We start from the raw sequence: 21,095 nt of genomic DNA on the forward strand, positions 1-21,095 counted from the left end.
TGAAATGACTGCTACCATCCTTGTCGCAGATGACGATGCGGCCATCCGGACCGTATTGAACCAGGCGCTGACGCGTGCCGGTTACGATGTACGTATCACCTCGAACGCGGCCACCCTGTGGCGCTGGATTTCAGCAGGCGAGGGTGATCTGGTCGTGACCGACGTCGTCATGCCGGATGAGAACGCTTTCGATCTGCTTCCGCGCATAAAGAAGTCACGCCCTGATCTGCCCGTTCTGGTCATGAGCGCGCAGAACACATTCATGACCGCTATCAAGGCATCGGAAAAGGGCGCCTACGACTATCTTCCGAAGCCGTTCGACCTGACCGAACTGATTGCCATCATCGGGCGGGCGCTTTCCGAGCCGAAGCGCAAGCCGGCCAAGCTGGATGACGACATGCAGGACGGCATGCCGCTGGTCGGCCGCTCGGCTGCGATGCAGGAAATCTACCGCGTTCTGGCCCGCCTCATGCAGACCGATCTGACGCTGATGATTACGGGCGAGTCCGGCACTGGCAAGGAACTGGTGGCACGGGCGCTGCATGATTACGGCAAGCGGCGCAATGGCCCCTTCGTTGCCATCAACATGGCGGCGATTCCGCGAGACCTGATCGAGTCTGAACTTTTCGGACATGAAAAGGGTGCGTTCACCGGCGCGCAGAACCGCTCGACAGGTCGCTTCGAGCAGGCTGAGGGCGGAACGCTTTTCCTGGACGAAATCGGCGACATGCCCATGGACGCCCAGACGCGCCTGCTGCGCGTTCTTCAGCAGGGGGAGTACACGACGGTGGGTGGCCGGACTCCGATCCGTACCGATGTCCGGATCGTGGCCGCAACCAACAAGGATCTGAAGCAGCTCATAAATCAGGGACTGTTCCGCGAGGATCTCTACTATCGCCTTAATGTGGTGCCGCTGCGCTTGCCGCCCTTGCGGGACCGCGCTGAAGACATTCCGGATCTCGTTCGTCACTTCATGCAGCAGGCTGAAAAGCAGGGCCTTGATGGCAAGCGATTCGACACGGAAGCGCTGGATCTGATGAAAGCCTATGCGTGGCCCGGAAACGTTCGCGAACTGGAGAACCTGGTTCGCCGGTTGATGGCGCTCTATCCACAGGAAGTCATTACGCGCGAGATTATCGATACGGAGCTCAGATCCGATGTTCCTGACAGTCCGATCGAGAAAATGGGTGCGCGACCGGATAACATGACGATTGCCCAGGCGGTCGAAGAAAACATGCGGACCTATTTCGCAAGCTTCGGCGAGGCATTACCGCCGCCGGGGCTTTACGACCGCGTTTTGACAGAAATGGAATATCCGCTCATTCTTGCCGCCCTCACGGCAACGAGAGGAAACCAGATCAAGGCAGCGGATCTGCTTGGGCTCAACCGCAACACTTTGCGGAAGAAGATCCGCGAATTGGGCGTTTCGGTCTACCGCAGCTCGCGGACCGTGTAGCCGTCCTTGCCCTTCGAGCTTGACATAGGATCAGGGCTCGTTGCATTTTCGCCACAATGCGTTGCTCAATAGCAACGCAGAAGATAGATCGAGTCGCATCCCGGATGCGGTCGTTTTTGCGAAATGAGCGCGTTGGTCGCTGTTTGAGTGCAGGGACTGGGATTGGGGTTAAGCATGGCAGATGCGTTGTCAGCGGCCGCGGGTGAAGAGCCAGCGGCACTGGTGCAGGACCGGCGTGCATCCTTCGCATTGCCCGGGCTTCTGCTTGCAGGCGGCGCACTCATCTGCGCCGTTGCAACTCTTCTCGTGCTTCTCGGCGCTACGCCCATTGCACCGACGTCAAATGTCGTGATCACCTCGGCAGTTCTCAACACGCTTTTCGTGCTGGGGCTGATCTATCTGATCGCACGCGAAGTTTCACGCCTGGTCAAAGCGCGCAAGCGCGGCCGCGCCGCAGCGCGTCTACACGTCCGTATCGTTGTACTGTTTTCGATTGTGGCGATCACGCCTGCTGTCCTGGTCGCGATTTTTGCAAGTCTGACGCTCAATGTCGGTCTTGATCGCTGGTTCTCCTTGCGCACCCAGTCGATCGTCCAGTCCTCGCTGGACGTTGCGCGCGCCTATATGCTTGAGAATGCGAGCTATCTGCAGGGTCAGACCGTATCGATGGCAAACGACCTCGAACGAAACCGTGCGATGTTCTATTTGGATCGCACCGGATTCGTTGACCTGATGACGCGTCAGGCCAGGGGTCGTGGAATGCTGGGTGCATTCCTGGTCCGTGAAGATGGCGAAGCGATCGCCCAGGCGGATATCCAGACCGAAAAGCCGCTACCTGCAATCCCCAAGGATGCCTTGGCCAGTTCGGCGGCCGGTCAGCCGACGCTCATTCCGCCTGGCATTACAAACTTGGTTGGCGCGATCATCAAGCTGGAAGCCATCCCTGGCGCGTTTCTCTACACCATCCGTGCCGTCGACCCCAAGGTCATGAGCGCCATGCGGTTGATGGAGGATAATCGGGCGGAGTATCAAGCCATGGAAGCAGGCCGTATGAGCCTGCAGGTCGCCTTTGCCGTTCTCTATCTTGGCTTCGCGCTCATCGTTCTTCTGGCTGCGATCTGGACTGCCATCGCCGTCGCCGACCGTATCGTTCGCCCGATCCGTTTGCTGATCAGTGCCGCGGATAATGTCGCGACGGGCAATTTCAATGTCGTGGTGCCGGTGCGCTCTGCGGATGGCGATGTCGGCAATCTATCGCGAACCTTCAACAAGATGATCTCGCAGATACGCAGCCAGCGAAATGAAATTCTGGAAGCGAAGGATGAGGTGGATGATCGCCGCCGCTTCATCGAGGCTGTGCTTTCGGGTGTCACGGCCGCTGTTATCGGTGTCGAAAACGACCACCGGATCACGATCGTCAATCCATCTGCCGAAGATTTTCTTGGCATGCAGGCCGACCAACTGGTTGGCGAGCGACTTGAAGACGTGGCGCCGGAAATCGATCAGGTTCTGAAGGAGGCAGCGGGCAGGGCGCGTGGAGAGCTGCGCAAGGAAGTGAACCTTGTACGCGGTGGCAAGGAACGCACTCTGAGTGTGCAGGTCACGCGCGAAGAGCAGCGCAGCAGCACTGACTCCTATGTCATCACGCTGGACGACATCACCGACCTTGTCATTGCGCAGCGGTCGACCGCCTGGGCCGACGTCGCTCGACGTATTGCGCACGAGATCAAGAACCCGCTGACGCCAATCCAGCTTTCAGCAGAACGGTTGAAACGTCGATACGGCAAGCAGATAGACGAAAGCGATCGGGCAGTCTTCGACCAGTGCACAGATACAATCGTGCGGCAGGTGGGTGACATTGGCCGAATGGTGGATGAGTTCTCCTCGTTCGCCCGAATGCCGAAGCCGACGAAGGAAAAGGGCGATCTTCGGGATATCCTCCGGGATGCAATTTTCCTGCGCGAAATGGGCGCCAGCCATGTAACGTTTTTCCGCGAACTGGGAGACGAGCGCTTGGAGGGCCTGTTTGACTCGCGCATGCTGGGTCAGGCCTTCGGCAATCTGATCAAAAATGCGGTTGAGGCCATAGAGGCGGTCCCCAGTGACGCCGAGCGCGATGGCCGGAAGGTTCTGGTTCGGTCAATGTTCGATGCGGCGAAGGACCAGTTCCGGGTGGACATCATCGACAATGGAAACGGTCTACCGGTTGAAAACCGGCACCGCATTCTCGAGCCTTACATGACGATGCGGGAAAAGGGCACCGGGCTCGGACTCGCCATCGTGAAGAAGATCATTGAGGAGCACGGCGGCCAATTGGAACTGCACGACGCACCGGCGGATTTCGATCAGGGCAAGGGTGCCATGATCCGTGTGATCCTGCCGCATGTTCAGAGTGCTGCCGCGTCTCAAACAGATATGAACAAGGAAGCAGCTTATGGCGTCTGATATCCTCGTCGTGGATGATGAAGCAGACATTCGGGAAATCGTTGCGGGTATTCTGTCCGATGAAGGACACGAAACGCGGATGGCGCATGACAGCGATAGCGCCCTCGCGGCGATCTCCGATCGTGTGCCGCGCCTGATTTTCCTGGATATCTGGATGCAGGGAAGCAAGCTTGATGGGCTGGCTCTGCTAGATGAGATCAAGGTCCGGCACCCTGAGGTTCCGGTCGTGATGATCTCAGGTCATGGCAACATCGAGACTGCCGTATCCGCCATCAAGCGCGGCGCTTTCGATTTCATCGAGAAGCCGTTCAAGGCTGATCGCCTGATCCTGATCGCCGAACGTGCGCTGGAGAATTCGAAGCTGAAGCGCGAGGTCACCGAGCTTAAGAAACGGGCGGGTGACTCCTCCGAACTCGTCGGAACCTCGGTCGCCATATCGCAGCTTCGCCAGACGATCGAAAAGATTGCGCCGACCAATAGCCGCATTATGATTCTTGGCCCCTCCGGTTCCGGCAAGGAACTGGTTGCGCGGATGATCCACAAGCGGTCGTCCCGTGCGGGCGGTCCCTTCGTCGCCTTGAACGCCGCAACCATTACGCCGGATCGTATGGAGATCGCGCTGTTCGGTACGGAAGGCGGGCCGGGGCAGCCACGCAAGATCGGCGCACTCGAAGAAGCGCATCGCGGTATCTTGTACCTTGATGAGGTTGGCGAGATGCCGCGCGAAACGCAGAACAAGATCCTGCGGGTGCTGGTGGATCAACAGTTCGAACGCGTCGGTGGATCCAAACGCGTCAAGGTCGATGTTCGCATCATTTCGTCGACCGCATACCACCTCGAGAACCTGATTGCGGAAGGCATCTTCCGTGAGGACCTTTACCATCGCCTTGCCGTCGTGCCCGTCAAGGTTCCTGCATTGGCCGAGCGTCGCGAAGACATACCCTTCCTCGTGGACATGTTCATGCGACAGATCTCGGAGCAGGCGGGCATTCGTCCGCGCAAGATCGGCGATGATGCTATGGCTGTTCTGCAGGCGCATGACTGGCCCGGCAATATTCGCCAGTTGCGTAACAACATCGAGCGGCTGATGATACTTGCGCGAACCGACGGTCCGGATTCGCCGATCTCGGCGGATATGCTTCCGACGGATCTTGGCGACATGCTGCCGAAGATCTCCACGAAGGGCGATCATCACATCATGACCTTGCCTCTCCGCGAGGCGCGCGAAATGTTCGAGCGCGATTATCTTGTGGCGCAGATCAATCGTTTTGGTGGCAACATCTCCCGCACGGCTGAATTTGTTGGTATGGAGCGTTCAGCACTTCATCGGAAGCTGAAGTCGCTGGGCGTCTGAACTTTGAATACCCACCCGTTACGTTGAAAGAGCAAGATGAAGGTCATCATTTGTGGTGCCGGGCAGGTGGGTTACGGAATCGCCGAGCGTCTTTCGCAAGAAGAAAACGATGTATCGGTGATCGATACTTCGGCGGCGTTGATCAACGCCATCACCGAAACGCTTGATGTGCGCGGCTATGTCGGTCACGGCGCGCATCCGGACGTGCTCGCCAAGGCAGGCGCCGAGCAGGCGGATATGATCATCGCCGTCACGTTGTATGATGAGGTCAACATCGTGGCCTGCGAGGTCGCTCATGCGCTTTTCAGCGTCCCGACCAAGATTGCCCGTATTCGCTCGCAAAGCTATCTGCTGCCGGAATATGCCGATCTCTTCAGCAGCCGGAACATGTCGATCGACGTGACGATTTCTCCAGAAATCGAAGTCGGCAAGATGGTTCTGCGACGTATATCGTTTCCCGGTGCTGTGGACGTTGCCCGCTTTGCTGACGACGCCATCGCGATGGTTGCCATTGAATGCATGGAAGATTGCCCGGTGGTGGACACGCCGCTTGAGCAATTGAGCCAACTGTTTCCGGATCTGATTGCTACCGTCGTAGGAGTTTTGCGGGACGGGAAGCTTTTCATTCCCCGATCGGGTGATCAGCTTCACGTTGGGGATCTGGCCTATGTGATCTGCCAGCGCGAGCATACACGGCGCACGCTTGGTCTGTTCGGCCATGAAGAGCAGGAAGCGAAGCGGATCGTGATCGCCGGCGGTGGCAATATCGGGCTCTATGTTGCACAGCGTATCGAGCAGATGCAGCCAAGAAGCCGGGTCAAGATCATCGAAACAGATCGGGCGCGCGCCACACTCATTGCAGAAGAGCTGAAGAACGCCGTTGTTCTGCAGGGCTCGTCTCTGGAGCAGAGCCTTCTGCAGCAGGCTGATATTCAGGATGCCGACCTGATGATTACGCTGACCAACAATGACCAGGTCAATATTCTCAGTGCGGTCATGGCCAAGGCGCTGGGATGCCGATCCAACCTCGTTCTTGTCAATTCCACCTCGCTGAGCGAGGTGAGTGATTCATTGAACATCGACTCCGTTATCAATCCGCGCGCTGTTACCATTTCCCGTGTCCTTCAGCACGTTCGCAAGGGGCGAATTCGATCTGTCTACGCCGTTCAGAATGGCGCCGCAGAGGTGATCGAAGCCGAGGCTCTGGAAACTTCACCGCTGGTTGGGTCCTGTCTTCGTGATCTCGATCTGCCAGAAGGAATACGAATTGGTGCCATGCTGCGCGACGGAAAGGTTCTGAAACCTGGTGGTGAAACGCGGATCAAGGCAAAGGACAGGGTTGTTCTGCTGGCTACTCGAAAGGCCGTGCGCAATGTGGAGCAGCTATTCCGGGTGTCTATCCAATATTTCTAGAGAATGACCCTGCGAGAATTCCAGCTGGCCTATGCAGGTTGGCGCTGCCAAGAGCTGTGGATAGTTCGATAGCATGATATTCATTAGGCGTCGTATGGACGGCCTATTGAGCTTCGCAAAAAGCGAGATTTCTCGATAAGTAACTGCTTTTACAAGCATTGTTCTCAACAAGGGCCGGTTCTTCGCATATGCGATTGGTCATTGCGCAAAACACGGCGATTTGATAACCAATTGCACGGACGGTGGAGGCAGGAGAGGGTGCTCTACCGAATTTTCCGAGCGTGATCATATCCCGGCCGCATGGCTGGCAAAAAAGAAAGAAGCGGCGCTATGGCGGAACGTTCTCAAAATCTTCAAGACTTGTTTCTCAACACTGTTCGCAAGCAGAAGATTTCACTTACTATTTTCCTCATCAATGGCGTCAAGCTGACGGGTGTTGTAACATCCTTCGACAATTTCTGCGTGTTGTTGCGGCGTGATGGTCATTCGCAGCTGGTCTACAAGCATGCGATCTCTACAATCATGCCTGGACAGCCGATGCAGATGTTCGAAACCGAAGAAAGCGCTGGTTGATCTCGATCAGGGCAGCCATTGAATACCAACACCGGTTGCCCCATCTATCACTCAGGAAAGCCGTCACTTGCAGGGAACCTCAGACCGCCGACACCTTTCGGCGGTTTTCGCATGTCTTAGCGAACTGGTTGTTTCCCCAAACGGCTTAATTGGCTAGAATTGAAGGAAGACTGCGATAGTCACTCGCGATACCTCAAATGAATCCCTGATTCCCGACGCCGAGAAGCGCCGCGATGATATGCGCGCGCTGGTGCTCGTTCCGGTTTTGAAACAGGCGCGATCTGCCGCTTCCGGCCCGTCTGACACGGCGACACCTGCGCCGCGCCGATCCGATGAAGCAAGACTGGAAGAAGCGATGGGTCTGGCTCGTGCCATTGACCTGACGATTGCTCGTGGACTGATCATACCGGTCAGTCAGCCGAAGCCCGCGACACTGATTGGGACCGGCAAGATCGAGGAGATCAAGGCTCTGCTGGACGAGAATGACTGTGGTCTGGTGATCGTCGACCATCCGTTGACGCCGGTGCAACAGCGCAATCTCGAAAAGGAATGGCAGGCGAAGGTGATTGATCGCACGGGTCTCATTCTCGAGATTTTCGGGCGACGAGCCTCCACGAAGGAGGGGACGCTCCAGGTCGATCTTGCGCATCTCAACTATCAGAAGGGTCGCCTCGTGCGAAGCTGGACGCACCTTGAGCGTCAGCGCGGTGGTGCGGGCTTCATGGGTGGTCCGGGTGAAACCCAGATCGAAGCTGACCGTCGACTGCTGCAGGAGCGCATCCTCAAGCTGGAGCGCGAACTCGAGCAGGTTGTGCGCACCCGGCAGCTGCATAGGGCCAAGCGCCGCAAGGTTCCTCATCCGATCGTCGCGCTCGTGGGCTACACGAATGCCGGAAAATCAACGCTCTTCAACCGGATCACGGGAGCAGGCGTGCTGGCAGAAAACATGTTGTTCGCCACGCTTGATCCAACGCTTCGTCGCATGAAGTTGCCGCATGGCCGAACTGTCATCCTCTCCGATACGGTCGGCTTCATTTCGGACCTTCCTACCCATCTGGTCGCCGCTTTCCGCGCGACGCTGGAAGAAGTGCTGGAGGCAGATCTCATTCTCCACGTCCGCGATATGTCCGATCCTGATAACGGGGCCCAGTCGGCGGATGTCCTGCGTATTCTCGATGATCTTGGTATAGACGAGAAGGAGCGCAGCGAGCGCATTATCGAGGTCTGGAACAAGATTGACCGTCTGGAGCCCGAGGCGCACGAGGCCGTTGCTGAACGCGCTCTTGGCCGTGAAAACGTCATGGCCGTCTCGGCAATCTCCGGTGAGGGCGTCGATCGTTTGATGGACGAGATTTCACGCCGCCTGGCGGGTGTCGTGACAGAGACGACCGTCGTGCTTCCGCCGGAAAAGCTGTCGCTGATTTCGTGGATCTATGAAAATGCCATGGTCGACCAGCGAGAGGATCGGGAAGATGGTTCTGTCGCTTTCGATCTGAGACTTTCCGAGCAACAGGCGAACGCCCTTGAACGGAAGCTAGGCGTTTTTCCGGTGGCTGAAAAGGAAGATTGGGAGCGGTAAGCCGCTCCCTATTCTGCTGCCTCTCTAGGATTAACGCCCTTGGCAGCCTGCCAGAAGGCCTCCATTTCCTCAAGCGAGGATTCCGCAGGAGCCTTCCCCAATTTCTTAAGTTCCGTTTCTATATATCTGAATCGGTTTCTAAATTTTGCATTGGTACCACGTAAAGCCTGCTCGGGATCGGCTTTTACGTGACGCCCGATGTTCACAACGGCGAATATCAGGTCCCCGAGTTCGTCTTTTATCTTTACCGATTGCCCCTCTCGCAGAGCCTCTCGCAATTCTGCGATCTCTTCTTCGATCTTGTCGAAAATTGGTTCTGCTTCCGACCAGTCGAAGCCAACAGTTGCCGCGCGTTCCTGCAGCTTCAGTGCCTCGACAAGAGCAGGTTGATGACGAGATACGGAACCCAGGAGGCCGACAGTCTCATCGTCAACCAATCCGCGCTTTGCACGTCGCTCGGCGCGATCTTTCTTTTCGGCGGCCTTGATCTGATCCCACTGGAGTTTGACCGCTTCTGGCGTATTGACATCCGAACGTGCGAAGACGTGTGGATGCCGCCTGATCATCTTCGTCGTAATCGCTTCAACGACATCGGCAAAGCTGAATGCGCCTGCTTCTTCCGCCATCTGTGCATGAAACACGACCTGAAACAGCAGATCTCCCAATTCATCCTTCAGATCTTCCAGATCAGCACGCTCAATCGCGTCCGCCACTTCGTAGGCTTCTTCGATCGTGTAGGGCTTTATGGTCTGGAAATCCTGTTTGATATCCCACGGGCATCCCGTCTGAGGATCACGCAGAGATGCCATAAGTTTCAGGAGATCGGAGATATCCTTGGAGGGCTGCATTGCTAAAGCCTTATTCTATCAGTTCAGGGGAATGCCGTTGTCGGACTTGCTTTGCTGATAGCTTTCCGAGAGTGCATCATACCGGGCTTTGATGGCATTGATCCGCTCGTGAAGTTCGGCACGAAGCTTTTCCTCCTCGGTATCGGCCATTTCGCTGATCGCGAAGGATTTCCAGAATGCGTTCTGCCGATTGTAACCGCCGGGTTCCAAGCCGAACACTTCCTTCAGGATCTTTAGATCGTGGGGGATGGCAAAGGCGTCACGCGAGTCTTCGTGGCTGAAAAAGAAATAGAAGTTATCGAAACCTGCCCAGGTGATTGCCGACATGCACATGGTGCAGGGTTCATGGGTGGACAGGAAAATGAGTTCGCGTGGGTCCGGCCGCTCCGCCATCTCATAGAAGCGCTTCAGCGTATGCACTTCGCCATGCCAGAGGGGATTTTCGAGTTCGTTGTTGGTTTCTGCAAGAACCAGTGAGAGATCCGCCTTGCGGAGGATGGCGGCACCAAACACCTTGTTGCCGAGGGCCACTCCGCGCTCGGTGAGCGGGAGGATGTCATTGTCGATAACATCCAGCAGTCGGGTAGCGATTGTTTTCGGAGTCACGCGCTCATGTCCTTTTTCTGATATTGCTCTACCATACGACAGGTGCGGAGAGCTTGAAAACACCGATTCCCTTTTGACCGCCTACCACGCAGCGTCGCCTCGACGGCGTATCAGGCTGATTTTCTGTGATTTGCCGCACATTCGGAATGAAAATATCAGAAGTCCGGTCTCCACGGATTGCTGTTGCTTCTCGATTTTTCATGAAACTGCGATATTAAGTGCAATAACTCATCATTGTGCGAGCGCACAGGAACGACAGGACCCAGTGATGGCAGACAAGGTGTTGACCGCGAATCGTCTGACCGACGGCATTGCCGTATGGCTTGACGCCAGTGGAGCGTGGAACGAGGCATTGCAGAGCGCCTTGGTGGCGCGGCACACTGAGGCCGTCACGGCATTGGAGGAAATTGGCAAGCGCGACTTTTCTGCAAATCTTGTCGTTGACGTCAACGTGGTGGACGTGGAAGAGGTCAATGGCCTTATCCGTCCTCTGCGCCTGCGTGAGCGTATTCGCGCCGCTGGTCCGACGATGGATTATGCCCCCGGTTACAAGCCCGCTGATCCGGCATTCATTGCTGCCTGAGGAATTCGATGTATCGTTATGATGAGTTTGACCACGCTTTCGTTTCCAGTCGCGTGGAGCAGTTTCGTGATCAGGTCGCGCGCCGCCTATCGGGCGAGCTTGCTGAGGATGCATTCAAGCCGCTGCGTCTGATGAATGGCGTCTACCTGCAGCTTCATGCCTACATGCTGCGTGTTGCGATCCCCTATGGCACGCTGAATTCCCGGCAGATGCGGATGCTTGCGCACATCGCGCGCAAGTACGACCGTGGCTATGGCCATTTCACCACGCGCCAGAACATCCAGTACAACTGGCCGAAACTTTCCGATACGCCGGATATCCTGTCGGAACTCGCGTCCGTCGAGATGCATGCGCTACAAACCTCTGGCAACTGCATTCGCAATGTAACCGCTGATCATTTCGCCGGTGCTGCTGCGGACGAGGTGGCGGATCCACGTCCATACGCCGAGATCCTGCGTCAGTGGTCTTCGGTCCATCCCGAGTTTTCCTTCCTGCCGCGCAAGTTCAAGATTGCAGTGACCGGCGCTGAACGCGACCGTGCTGCCATTCAGGTTCACGACATTGGTCTGCATCTGAAAAAGAACGACAAGGGTGAGATCGGCTTTGCCGTTTACGTCGGTGGTGGCCAGGGCCGCACCCCGATGATCGCAAAGAAGATCCGTGACTTCCTGCCGGAGCAGGATCTGCTGTCCTATACGACTGCGATCTTGCGCGTGTACAATCTGCATGGTCGCCGTGACAACAAGTACAAGGCGCGCATCAAGATCCTTGTGCACGAGACAGGAACGGAAGAACTCGCTCGTCAGGTAGAAGCCGAGTTTGCCCATTTGCAGGGTGCCGAACTGAAGCTTCCTGAGGCAGACATCGAGGCGATCAGCACCTATTTTGCACCGCCTGCGCTGGTTGCGCGTCCTGAAGGCTGGGCGCAGCTGGCGGGTGCGAAGAAGGCAGATGCCGGTTTCGCGCAGTGGGTGCACCAGAACGTTCAGCCTCACAAGCATCCCGACTACGGCATGGTGACGATTTCACTCAAGCCGATCGGTGGCGTGCCAGGTGATGCGACCGATGTGCAGATGGACGCCGTCGCGGACATCGCAGAGCAGTATGCCCTGGATGAAATCCGGATCACGCACGAGCAGAATATCGTTCTGCCGCATGTGGCGCTTGCCGATCTCGAAGCCGTCTATAGGGCGCTGGTAGCGCAAGGGCTTGCAACAGCCAATGCCGGGCTGATCACCGATATGATCGTCTGTCCCGGTCTTGATTACTGCGCGCTTGCGAATGCGCGGTCCATTCCGGTTGCGCAGGCAATTTCGCAGCGTTTCGGCTCCGCCGAGCGTCAGGCAGAAATCGGTGAGTTGAAGATCAAGATCTCGGGATGCATCAACGCCTGCGGCCATCACCATGTTGGTCATATCGGCTTGCTCGGCGTTGAGAAGAAGGGTGCTGAACTCTATCAAATCACGCTCGGTGGTTCGGCGGACGAGCATACTTCGATCGGTGAGATCATCGGGCGCGGTTTCGAGCCGGAAAAAGTGACCGATGCCGTCGAGAAGATCGTGGATACCTATCTTGGCCTTCGATTGTCCAAGGAGGAAACCTTCCTTCAGGCCTATCGTCGTGTCGGCCCGCAGCCTTTCAAGGATGCGCTTTACGGCGAAGCTGCACAGGCAGCGTAGGTTTAGGGATTGAACATGACACGTATCTGGACAGAAAACGGTTTCGTGGACGCTGATCCCTGGATCATCGAAACGGATGAGGTCAAGGCAGGCGAGGGGCAGACGGCTCTCCTCACCATTGACGAGTTGATCGAGCGCGCCGATAACTCCAACGACGTTGGCTTTGGCGTACTCGTTAAGCCCGCCGATGACGTATCAAGGTTGGAACCCTATCTCTACCGACTGGCGCTGATCGCTGTCGCCTTTCCCGCGTTCAACGATGGTCGTGGCTTCAGCCACGCCTCTCTGCTTCGCGAGAGGCTCGGCTACGCCAATGAATTGCGTGCGGTGGGCGATGTCTTGATCGACCAGGTTCCGCTCATGCTACGGTGCGGCTTCGACAGTTTCGCGGTCACCAATGAGACCGCGTTGCGTCGTCTTTCCGAAAACCGGCTGCCGGGCATTGCTGTTCACTACCAGCCCACGGCTCGTGCAGCAACAGGCGGCGAAGCCTATAGCTGGCGCCGTCGCTCGGCCTGATTAAAGCTGAGTGCAAGAGGCGAATTTTTCCAAGCATCCGCGACATATAAACGCGGATGCCTTCAAAACAGTGTGTTCATGGTATATGTCGCTAGCGCACACGAAGCTGGATAGAACGAGACGCACGAATGAACGTTTCCGCCAAGACTGAAGAATTCGCCGCCAAGGCACCCGCCAATATTCCGGATGGAGTTTATGCGGAAACCGTTCTGGCTGTCGAACATTACACGGATCATTTGTTTCGTTTCCGCATGACGCGCCCTGCGGGCTTCCGCTTCCGGTCAGGCGAGTTTGCAATGATCGGCCTGATGGTTGGCGAGAAGCCGATCTATCGTGCTTACTCCATCGCCAGCCCGGCCTGGGACGAAGAACTGGAGTTCTTCTCCATCAAGGTGCAGGACGGTCCGCTGACGCAGCATCTTCAGAAGATCAAGCCAGGCGACACGGTTCTCATGCGAAAGAAGCCGACTGGCACTCTGGTGCTCGACGCGCTGACGCCGGGCAAGCGCCTGTACATGTTCTCGACCGGTACGGGCATCGCTCCGTTTGCGAGCCTCATTCGCGATCCCGAAACCTATGAAAAGTTTGACGAAGTCATTCTCACGCATACGTGCCGGGAGATTGCGGAGCTTAAATACGGTTTCGACCTGATGGAAGAAATCCGCAATCACGAGTTTCTGGCTGAGGTTGTCGGCGACAAGCTCAAGCATTATCCGACGGTGACACGTGAAGATTACGCGTTCCAGGGGCGCATTACCGATCTGATCGCAAACGGCAAACTGTTTACCGATCTGGGCGTTCCGCCGCTCGATCCAGCTGTTGATCGCGGTATGATTTGCGGATCGACGGCCATGCTCAAGGACACCAAGGAATTGCTTGAAAAGGCGGGACTGACGGAAGGCGCAAACAATAAGCCTGCCGAGTTTGTCATCGAACGCGCATTTGTCGGCTGATCTATAGATATACTTTACGGAAAAGGCTCTGGATCGATCGATCCAGAGCCTTTTTTGTCTTGGGAGACAATGTAATGTCAGTCGCGCTTGATTGTCGCCAATAGCTGCCACAGATCCGCGCCTGTTTCAAAAACGGCGGCGTTGGCTTTGAAAGACAGTGATGCTTCTGTGAGCTCAAGCATTTCCTGCCCGATGTCTACTCCTTCTCCGTCAGCGCTCGGCTGTTGAGATTGAGATAGATCTGCTCGTACGCCACCATCAGGGGTCGTGCTGAATTGGGTGGAGAGGCGGCTGTAGTTCGATGAGTCAACATTTGCAATGTTGTTGGCAGTGGCAGAAAGCCGCGTAACCTGTGCCTGCATGCCAGACAGGGCCGAATTCGTAACACCGCTCAAGCTCATTTTCACCTCTCCAGGCAATTATGCCTGACGATGACCATACCCAACGAATAGTTCGTTGTCGCGGATGATACGTCGGTAGGATTGATGAGATGTAAACTCAGTCACGTGATGTATGGACAGATTGATAACTTCAGCGGGACAATTTACGACTTGGCAATAACCGGTCCAAATTAAGTACAACTTGACAGCAAAGCGGCTCCGTACGTATCTACGGAGCCGTCATTCACAAATCTGATAGGGCGAACATCAGGGCGTCACGGTAAAATTCGCCTTCATGCCTGCTTCGAAATGGCCTTTGATATTGCAGAGCAGGAGATAGTTACCTGCAGCGAGTTTAACCTTGAGCTGACCATCCTTGCCGGGCTTCAGATCGGAAACTTCACCCAGACTTTTGAGCTTCGATTCATCGACCCTATGTTTCGCCGCATTATAGGGAATTTGATCATTGGCACTCTTCAGCTTGACGAGCACCATTTCATGCTCTTCCGTCATGGCGCTATTGTGAACCTTGAACGTCACGTCACCCGCCGGGACGCTGGCTTTATCAAGAGACAATGTCATCGGTTGACCGCCTTCGCCATTGGTCATGACCATGACAGTCGAACCGGCTGCGAATGCGGGTGCCGATGCCAGCAAGCCGCCAGCAACCAGAAGCGATAGTGTTGTAAGTCTGGACATTGAAATTCTCCGTTCGGTATTGCCCCGGAGAATGGCTAGCAACCGATACTGACGGCTTGCTGAAGATCGGCATGCCGGCATTGGCATTCCGCTCCCGGTCAGAGAACCGGGAGCGGGTTTTTTAGTTACTCCGCAGCCTCTGCATATTCCTCCATTGGAGGGCAGGTGCAGACGAGGTTACGGTCACCGTAGACGTTGTCGATACGGTTGACGGGAGACCAGTACTTGTCCACGCGGAAAGAACCCGGAGGGAAGCAGGCCTGCTCGCGCGAGTAAGGACGGTTCCACTCGCCGACCAGATCCTCGACCGTATGCGGCGCATTCTTGAGCGGGTTGTTTTCCCGATCCATCTTGCCCTCTTCGATCTGGCGCGCTTCCTCGCGGATCGCCAGCATCGCATCGCAGAAGCGATCGATCTCCGCCTTTGTTTCCGACTCGGTCGGCTCGATCATCAGGGTTCCTGCAACCGGCCAGCTCATGGTCGGTGCATGGAAGCCGCAATCGACGAGGCGCTTCGCGATGTCATCGACAGTGACACCGGCTGAAGCGCTCAACGGGCGTGTGTCGATGATGCATTCATGCGCAACCCGGCCTGAAGCAGACTTGTACAGCACATCATAGCTACCGGCGAGACGGGAAGCGATATAGTTGGCATTCAGGATTGCCACCTTCGTTGCCTGCGTCAGCCCTTCGCCGCCCATCATCAGGCAGTAAGACCAGCTGATCGGCAGAATGGACGGAGATCCGAATGGTGCAGCCGAGACCGCACCTTCGCGTCCGTCCCATTCCGGGTGTCCCGGAAGATAGGGTGCCAGATGCGACTTGACGCCAATGGGTCCCATGCCGGGTCCGCCGCCGCCATGCGGAATGCAGAAGGTCTTGTGCAGGTTGAGGTGCGATACGTCAGAGCCGATATCGCCTGGGCGGGAGAGGCCGACCATGGCATTCATGTTCGCGCCATCGAGATAGACCTGGCCGCCATGCTGATGGGTAATCTCGCAGATTTCCCGAACAGTTTCCTCAAACACACCGTGCGTGGACGGGTAGGTGATCATGCAGGCGGAAAGGCTGGACGCGTACTGTTCAGCCTTGGCGCGGAAATCATCAAGATCGACGTCGCCGTTTTCCTTCGCCTTTACCGGCACCACCTTCATGCCCACCATCTGCGCCGAGGCGGGGTTGGTTCCGTGCGCCGAGGTGGGGATCAGGCAGACATCACGATGCGTGTCACCGCGGGCGATGTGGTAGTTGCGGATTGTTAGCAGGCCAGCATACTCACCCTGCGCACCGGAATTTGGCTGCATGGAGAAAGCGTCGTAGCCGGTGATCTGGCAAAGCTTGGCGGACAGATCCTCGATCATTTCCTTATAGCCGGCGGCCTGTTCGACCGGGGCGAAAGGATGCATGTCGGAGAATTCCGGCCAGGTGATCGGCAGCATTTCGGCCGTGGCATTCAGCTTCATCGTGCACGAGCCAAGCGGGATCATTGCACGATCGAGCGCGAGATCGCGATCCGAAAGACGGCGGATGTAGCGCGTCATTTCGCTTTCAGCACGGTTCATGTGGAAGATCGGATGCGTCATGTAGGCCGATGTCCGCAGCAGATCCTTCGGAAGACGGTAATCTGCTTCGAAATCCGAGACAGCGAAATTGCCGCCGAAGGCACGCCAGACCGCTTCCAGCGTTGCGGGACGCGTGCGCTCATCCAGTGACATACCGATCTTGGTTGTGCCGACCTTGCGAAGGTTGACGCCTTCGGCAACGGCGGCGCGCAGGATGAGGCCCTGCATATGCCCGACCTCAACGGTGATCGTATCGAAGAATGCGTCAGGCTCTACCATATAGCCGAGCTTTTCCAGGCCCTTGGCCATCAGCACAGCTTTTCTGTGAACCTGCTGGGCGATGGCCTTCAGACCTTCGGGTCCGTGGAATACGCCGTACATGGAAGCCATGACAGCGAGAAGCACCTGCGCGGTGCAGATGTTTGACGTCGCTTTTTCGCGGCGAATATGCTGCTCGCGCGTTTGCAGCGACAGACGATAAGCCCGATTGCCGCGCGCATCGACTGAGACGCCAACGAGACGACCCGGCATGGAGCGCTTGTGCGCATCCTTCACAGCCATGAAGGCTGCGTGCGGACCACCATAACCCATGGGAACGCCGAAGCGCTGGGACGAACCGATTGCGATGTCCGCACCCATTTCGCCTGGAGACTTGAGGAGTGTCAGCGCCAGCAGGTCGGACGCCATGGCTGCCACGGCACCAGTCTGGTGCAGGCGGGCGATCAGACCGGAGAAATCCTGCGCATGACCGTGTGTACCCGGATACTGGAAAATCGCGCCAAACACATCGACAGGATCGAGATCCGTAAACGGATTTCCAATGATGACCTTCCAGCCAAGCGGCGCCGCGCGGGTTTCAATCAATGCGATCGTCTGCGGATGGCAGGCCGCATCCACGAAAAAGGCTGTTGCCTTGGATTTCGCCTGACGCTGGCAGAGCGCCATGGCTTCAGCGGCTGCGGTTGCTTCATCGAGAAGCGAAGCATTGGCGACATCGAGACCTGTCAGGTCGCAGATCATGGTCTGGAAGTTCAGAAGGGCTTCCAGACGACCTTGGGAAATCTCTGGTTGGTAGGGCGTGTAGGCCGTGTACCAGGCAGGGTTTTCCAGAATATTGCGCTGGATGACCGGAGGCGTGATCGTACCATAGTAGCCCTGTCCAATCAGCGACGTCAGGGGCTGGTTCTTGTTTGCGGTCTCACGCAGACGATCCAGGGCCTCGCGTTCGGTCAGAGCCGCACCCCATGCCAGCGGCTCGCGCTGGCGAATGGAGGATGGCACTGTAGCGTCGATCAAGGCGTCTAGCGACGGATAACCGATAACCTTCAGCATTTCCTTCATTTCGGAAGGAGAGGGACCAATGTGCCGCCGATTGGCGAAATCATAGGGCTGATAGTCGGTGAAATGGAAATCGCGGGTGTCAGACATTAGCCAACCAGCTCCTTATAGGCCGCTTCGTCCAGCAGATCATTAGCGTCGGCAACATTGCTGAGCTTCAGCTTGAAGAACCAGCCTGTGCCCTGCGGATCGGAATTGACCAGCGATGGGTCGGAGGTGATCGCCTCATTGATCTCGACGATCTCGCCGTCGAGGGGACAATACACGTCGGACGCAGCTTTCACGCTCTCGACCGTTGCGGCTTCGCCGTTCTTGGCGAATGTGCTGCCAACTTCCGGCAGTTCCACGAATACGAGATCACCGAGCTGGTCTGCAGCGTGCTGCGTGATGCCAACAGTTGCAACATCGCCATCAAGCTTCAGCCATTCGTGTTCAGCGGTAAATTTCAACATGGTTCTCTCCGGAAGTTTTTTAGCGTTTGTAGGTAGGGGTAATAAACGGCAGGGACGCGACCGTCAGCGGCAGGTATTTGCCTCGAACTTCCGCAAACACCTGTTGGCCGGGCACCGCGAGTTCGCTCGGCACGTAACCCATGGCAACGGGGCCTTCGACAGAAGGACCGAAGGTCCCGGATGTCACTTCGCCGATTTCGCGCTGGCCTTCAGCATCCGCAAAAAGCTTGGCATGGGCGCGCACCGGTGCCTTGCCCTCGGGCTTCAGGCCGACGCGGCGGCGGCTTGTCTTGTTCGCCAACTCGCCGAGAATGCGTCCGGCGCCCGGGAAGCCGCCTTCACGTTCGCCACCAGCGCGACGTGCCTTCTGGATGGCCCATTCCAATGAAGCCTCGATCGGTGACGTGGTCGTGTCGATGTCGTTGCCGTAGAGGCACAAACCCGCTTCGAGGCGCAAAGAATCGCGCGCACCGAGACCGATGGCTTCGCAATCTTCATGGGCCAGCAATGCCTTGGCCAATTCTTCGGCTTTGTCCGAAGGAACGGAGATTTCGTACCCGTCTTCACCCGAATAGCCGGAACGGGAAACGATGCAGTCAGCGCCCACCAAAGTCACATCGCGGACGTCCATGAACTTCATGGCGGCGACTTCGGGAGCGAGTGAGGCGAGAACGGCTTCCGCTGCCGGGCCTTGAAGCGCGATCAGGGCACGATCTTCGAGCAGCGTTACAGAACAGCCGGAAAGATGCGCCTTCATGTGAGCGACATCGGCTTCCTTGCAGGCCGCATTTACCACGACAAGCAGGTGATCGCCGCGATTGGTGATCATCAGATCATCCAGTATTCCGCCGTTGTCATCCGTGAAGAAACCATAACGCTGGCGACCTTCCTTCAGGCCCAGAATATCGACCGGAACGAGCTTTTCCAGTGCGAGGGCTGCATCGGCAACGGCGCCCGAGGCTGCCTTCACCAGCACCTGGCCCATGTGAGAGACGTCGAAAAGGCCAGCTTTTGCGCGCGTATGAAGGTGTTCCTTTAAAACGCCTGCCGGATATTGAACCGGCATGTCGTATCCCGCGAACGGCACCATGCGTGCGCCGAGCGAGATGTGAAGTGCATGGAGTGGGGTAGTGGACAGTGGGCCGCTATCGGTCAAGAACGCCTCCAGATCAGGTGCGGCTTGGCCGCACGGGCTCAGTTACTGACGCCAAAACAGCGCCTTTCAAAGAGCCCCCTCTGTCCTTTGCGCCTGAGATTGTTATCCCTTCGGCGAGCCCTTCGCGTAGAAAAGGCTTCTCTCCAGAGTTCTGTAGGTCTCGCTGGTCCTTTTGCCTGAGAGTTTCCGGGGCGGTTGCTCCTTCGGCGCCGCATCGAAGCGGTTTCTCCCAACGAGATGTGCCGTCATTATGAGAGCAGGATGCCAGTTGGCAAGTAGCAAATGTCGCAATGGACACGAAATTTGTCGCGCAGCCTAACTGCGGGTACGGACTTAATCGCTTCGGCTATTACAAGCCGAGATCCTGAAATAACGGAAGACAGGAAGAGCCTAGAGAGCGACCGGCTTACTCGGTTTCCTCATACGCCTTGCTGACATCCTGCAGACTTGGGAAGCTTTCGGCGTTTCGCTGCATGGTATCACCGAGACTCAGTGCAAGCGGAGGTATGAGCGCCACTGCTTCCGCCTTCTCTGCACTACCAGCTTTAGCAATCTCGTTGGTTTCCGCATCGTTTTTCACATCGCGCACCTGATCTTTTGTCGAGATCCTGCGAGCCGGCTTCGCTGCCTCCATGGCGTAAGCGGCTGTTGCGGCGGAAATTGAGAGGACTTGTGTCATGGCCATATCCACGTCTAGTTTCCATGAGTATATCGTCACCGACCTCAAGGAAGCTTAAGTCGTTTCCTAGAATTGTAGACATCCGGACTTTCAACTCATCTGGAACAAAAATGCTGAACATAGTTCTCGTGGCCGTAGGCGGCGCCTTCGGTTCTGTTTGTCGCTATCTCACCGGCATCCTCATGACGAGGCTGATGGGCCCTGCTTTTCCCTGGGGCACAATCACTGTCAATATTGTCGGGTCGTTCGCAATCGGTTTGCTGACGGAGTTGGTTGCGCGGCGCTTCGATGCCTCTTTGGAAATGCGGCTGCTGCTTGTCGTTGGCATTCTTGGCGGGTTCACGACGTTTTCGTCGTTCTCCCTCGATACTGTTGCGCTGATCGAAAAGGGTGCCGTTTCATCGGCCGTGATCTACGTATTTTCCAGCGTCGTTGTTTCGCTCATGGCAACTTTTGCCGGTTTTGCTGTCGGTCGCGCGCTGCTCTAGGGTCAAAACTCAATCAGGTTTCGGGCGTGGCGCGAGCGGATTTTGTTGGCGAGCAGGAGAAGAGGCTGCCGTGGAGCGCCACTCCACAAAGCCTTTTCGACGCCTTCGCAGAGAAAATCTGCCGCGTTCCGCAGGGATATGGCGAAAATCGCTCATTTCTGCGTCGCGAATCCTTGATGGATATTGGATCCACCGGCGGCTTCGCTTCTATAACTGAACGATTTTCTGCCATACCACGCTCCAAATCCCGATTGAGTTTTGACCCTAACCTGTATTTCCCAACTGACCCTTTCCAATCGGAGGTGAAATCATCTAAAGGCTGAACCTTGATAA

The 21,095-nt window shown here is 56.6% G+C and carries 20 protein-coding genes and 1 riboswitch; of the genes, 12 read left to right on the forward strand and 8 right to left on the reverse strand.

The window, feature by feature from the left end:
• The first annotated feature begins 4 nt into the window (after window positions 1-4).
• From ntrC to hflX, 6 genes are all read left to right on the forward strand, one after another.
• Complete coding sequence (ntrC, locus tag ASD54_RS09925; protein WP_062554792.1) at window positions 5-1,456, forward strand: nitrogen regulation protein NR(I); 1,452 nt, start codon at window positions 5-7, stop codon at window positions 1,454-1,456.
• 174 nt (window positions 1,457-1,630) lie between these two features.
• Window positions 1,631-3,901 (forward strand): PAS domain-containing sensor histidine kinase, encoded by a 2,271-nt coding sequence (locus tag ASD54_RS09930; RefSeq protein WP_062554406.1) that lies wholly within the window; start codon window positions 1,631-1,633, stop codon window positions 3,899-3,901.
• A complete protein-coding gene (locus ASD54_RS09935; protein ID WP_062554407.1) occupies window positions 3,891-5,255 on the forward strand; it encodes a sigma-54 dependent transcriptional regulator in 1,365 nt (454 codons plus the stop codon). The genes ASD54_RS09930 and ASD54_RS09935 overlap by 11 nt, the downstream gene beginning before the upstream one ends.
• A 36-nt stretch (window positions 5,256-5,291) precedes the next feature.
• Entirely contained in the window at window positions 5,292-6,668 is a 1,377-nt protein-coding gene (gene trkA, locus ASD54_RS09940) for a Trk system potassium transporter TrkA (protein WP_062554408.1), read from the forward strand.
• 330 nt (window positions 6,669-6,998) lie between these two features.
• Window positions 6,999-7,241 (forward strand): RNA chaperone Hfq, encoded by a 243-nt coding sequence (hfq, locus tag ASD54_RS09945; protein ID WP_062554409.1) that lies wholly within the window; start codon window positions 6,999-7,001, stop codon window positions 7,239-7,241.
• Window positions 7,242-7,479: 238 nt separating this feature from the next.
• Complete coding sequence (gene hflX / locus ASD54_RS09950) at window positions 7,480-8,820, forward strand: GTPase HflX (protein ID WP_062554410.1); 1,341 nt, start codon at window positions 7,480-7,482, stop codon at window positions 8,818-8,820.
• 8 nt (window positions 8,821-8,828) lie between these two features.
• On the opposite strand, the gene mazG is transcribed toward hflX, so the two are convergent.
• Complete coding sequence (gene mazG / locus ASD54_RS09955; protein WP_062554411.1) at window positions 8,829-9,668, reverse strand: nucleoside triphosphate pyrophosphohydrolase; 840 nt, start codon at window positions 9,666-9,668, stop codon at window positions 8,829-8,831.
• A gap of 18 nt (window positions 9,669-9,686) precedes the next feature.
• Entirely contained in the window at window positions 9,687-10,274 is a 588-nt protein-coding gene (locus ASD54_RS09960) for a nucleoside deaminase (protein WP_062554412.1), read from the reverse strand.
• A gap of 268 nt (window positions 10,275-10,542) precedes the next feature.
• Between ASD54_RS09960 and ASD54_RS09965 the strand changes: the two genes are divergently transcribed.
• The 4 genes from ASD54_RS09965 (at window position 10,543) to ASD54_RS09980 (ending at window position 14,008) form a co-directional block, all read left to right on the forward strand.
• Window positions 10,543-10,857 (forward strand): DUF2849 domain-containing protein, encoded by a 315-nt coding sequence (locus ASD54_RS09965; protein ID WP_062554413.1) that lies wholly within the window; start codon window positions 10,543-10,545, stop codon window positions 10,855-10,857.
• Window positions 10,858-10,865: 8 nt separating this feature from the next.
• Window positions 10,866-12,536 (forward strand): nitrite/sulfite reductase, encoded by a 1,671-nt coding sequence (locus ASD54_RS09970; protein WP_062554414.1) that lies wholly within the window; start codon window positions 10,866-10,868, stop codon window positions 12,534-12,536.
• Window positions 12,537-12,551: 15 nt separating this feature from the next.
• Window positions 12,552-13,055, forward strand: a complete 504-nt coding sequence (locus ASD54_RS09975; RefSeq protein WP_062554415.1) for a DUF934 domain-containing protein — start codon at window positions 12,552-12,554, stop codon at window positions 13,053-13,055.
• 128 nt (window positions 13,056-13,183) lie between these two features.
• Window positions 13,184-14,008, forward strand: coding sequence for a ferredoxin--NADP reductase (locus ASD54_RS09980; RefSeq protein WP_062554416.1), 825 nt, complete (start codon window positions 13,184-13,186; stop codon window positions 14,006-14,008).
• A 77-nt stretch (window positions 14,009-14,085) separates the two neighbouring features.
• Here the strand turns inward: ASD54_RS09980 and ASD54_RS09985 are convergent, their stop codons facing one another.
• The 6 genes from ASD54_RS09985 to ASD54_RS10010 form a co-directional block, all read right to left on the reverse strand.
• Complete coding sequence (locus tag ASD54_RS09985) at window positions 14,086-14,409, reverse strand: flagellar basal body protein (protein ID WP_062554417.1); 324 nt, start codon at window positions 14,407-14,409, stop codon at window positions 14,086-14,088.
• Between the two features lie 246 nt (window positions 14,410-14,655).
• On the reverse strand, window positions 14,656-15,087 hold the full coding sequence (locus ASD54_RS09990) for a plastocyanin/azurin family copper-binding protein (protein WP_062554418.1): 432 nt from the start codon (window positions 15,085-15,087) through the stop codon (window positions 14,656-14,658).
• A 125-nt stretch (window positions 15,088-15,212) separates the two neighbouring features.
• Window positions 15,213-18,077, reverse strand: coding sequence for an aminomethyl-transferring glycine dehydrogenase (gcvP, locus tag ASD54_RS09995; RefSeq protein ID WP_062554419.1), 2,865 nt, complete (start codon window positions 18,075-18,077; stop codon window positions 15,213-15,215).
• Entirely contained in the window at window positions 18,077-18,439 is a 363-nt protein-coding gene (gene gcvH / locus ASD54_RS10000) for a glycine cleavage system protein GcvH (RefSeq protein ID WP_062554420.1), read from the reverse strand. The genes gcvP and gcvH overlap by 1 nt, the downstream gene beginning before the upstream one ends.
• A gap of 19 nt (window positions 18,440-18,458) precedes the next feature.
• Window positions 18,459-19,529 carry a glycine cleavage system aminomethyltransferase GcvT gene (gene gcvT / locus ASD54_RS10005; RefSeq protein ID WP_244484737.1) on the reverse strand — a complete coding sequence of 357 codons (1,071 nt, stop codon included), beginning with the start codon at window positions 19,527-19,529 and terminating at the stop codon, window positions 18,459-18,461.
• A gap of 220 nt (window positions 19,530-19,749) precedes the next feature.
• Window positions 19,750-19,837, reverse strand: a riboswitch (glycine riboswitch).
• A gap of 164 nt (window positions 19,838-20,001) precedes the next feature.
• Window positions 20,002-20,280 carry a hypothetical protein gene (locus ASD54_RS10010; RefSeq protein WP_062554422.1) on the reverse strand — a complete coding sequence of 93 codons (279 nt, stop codon included), beginning with the start codon at window positions 20,278-20,280 and terminating at the stop codon, window positions 20,002-20,004.
• 104 nt (window positions 20,281-20,384) lie between these two features.
• Between ASD54_RS10010 and crcB the strand changes: the two genes are divergently transcribed.
• Together crcB and ASD54_RS26810 are read left to right on the forward strand one after the other, a co-directional pair.
• Entirely contained in the window at window positions 20,385-20,762 is a 378-nt protein-coding gene (gene crcB / locus ASD54_RS10015; RefSeq protein WP_062554423.1) for a fluoride efflux transporter CrcB, read from the forward strand.
• 26 nt (window positions 20,763-20,788) lie between these two features.
• Window positions 20,789-21,085, forward strand: coding sequence for a hypothetical protein (locus ASD54_RS26810; RefSeq protein ID WP_162249570.1), 297 nt, complete (start codon window positions 20,789-20,791; stop codon window positions 21,083-21,085).
• Window positions 21,086-21,095 lie beyond the last annotated feature (10 nt).

The organism is Rhizobium sp. Root149 (genome assembly GCF_001427345.1).
In the GTDB taxonomy this organism is placed as follows: Bacteria; Pseudomonadota; Alphaproteobacteria; order Rhizobiales; family Rhizobiaceae; genus Neorhizobium; species Neorhizobium rhizoryzae.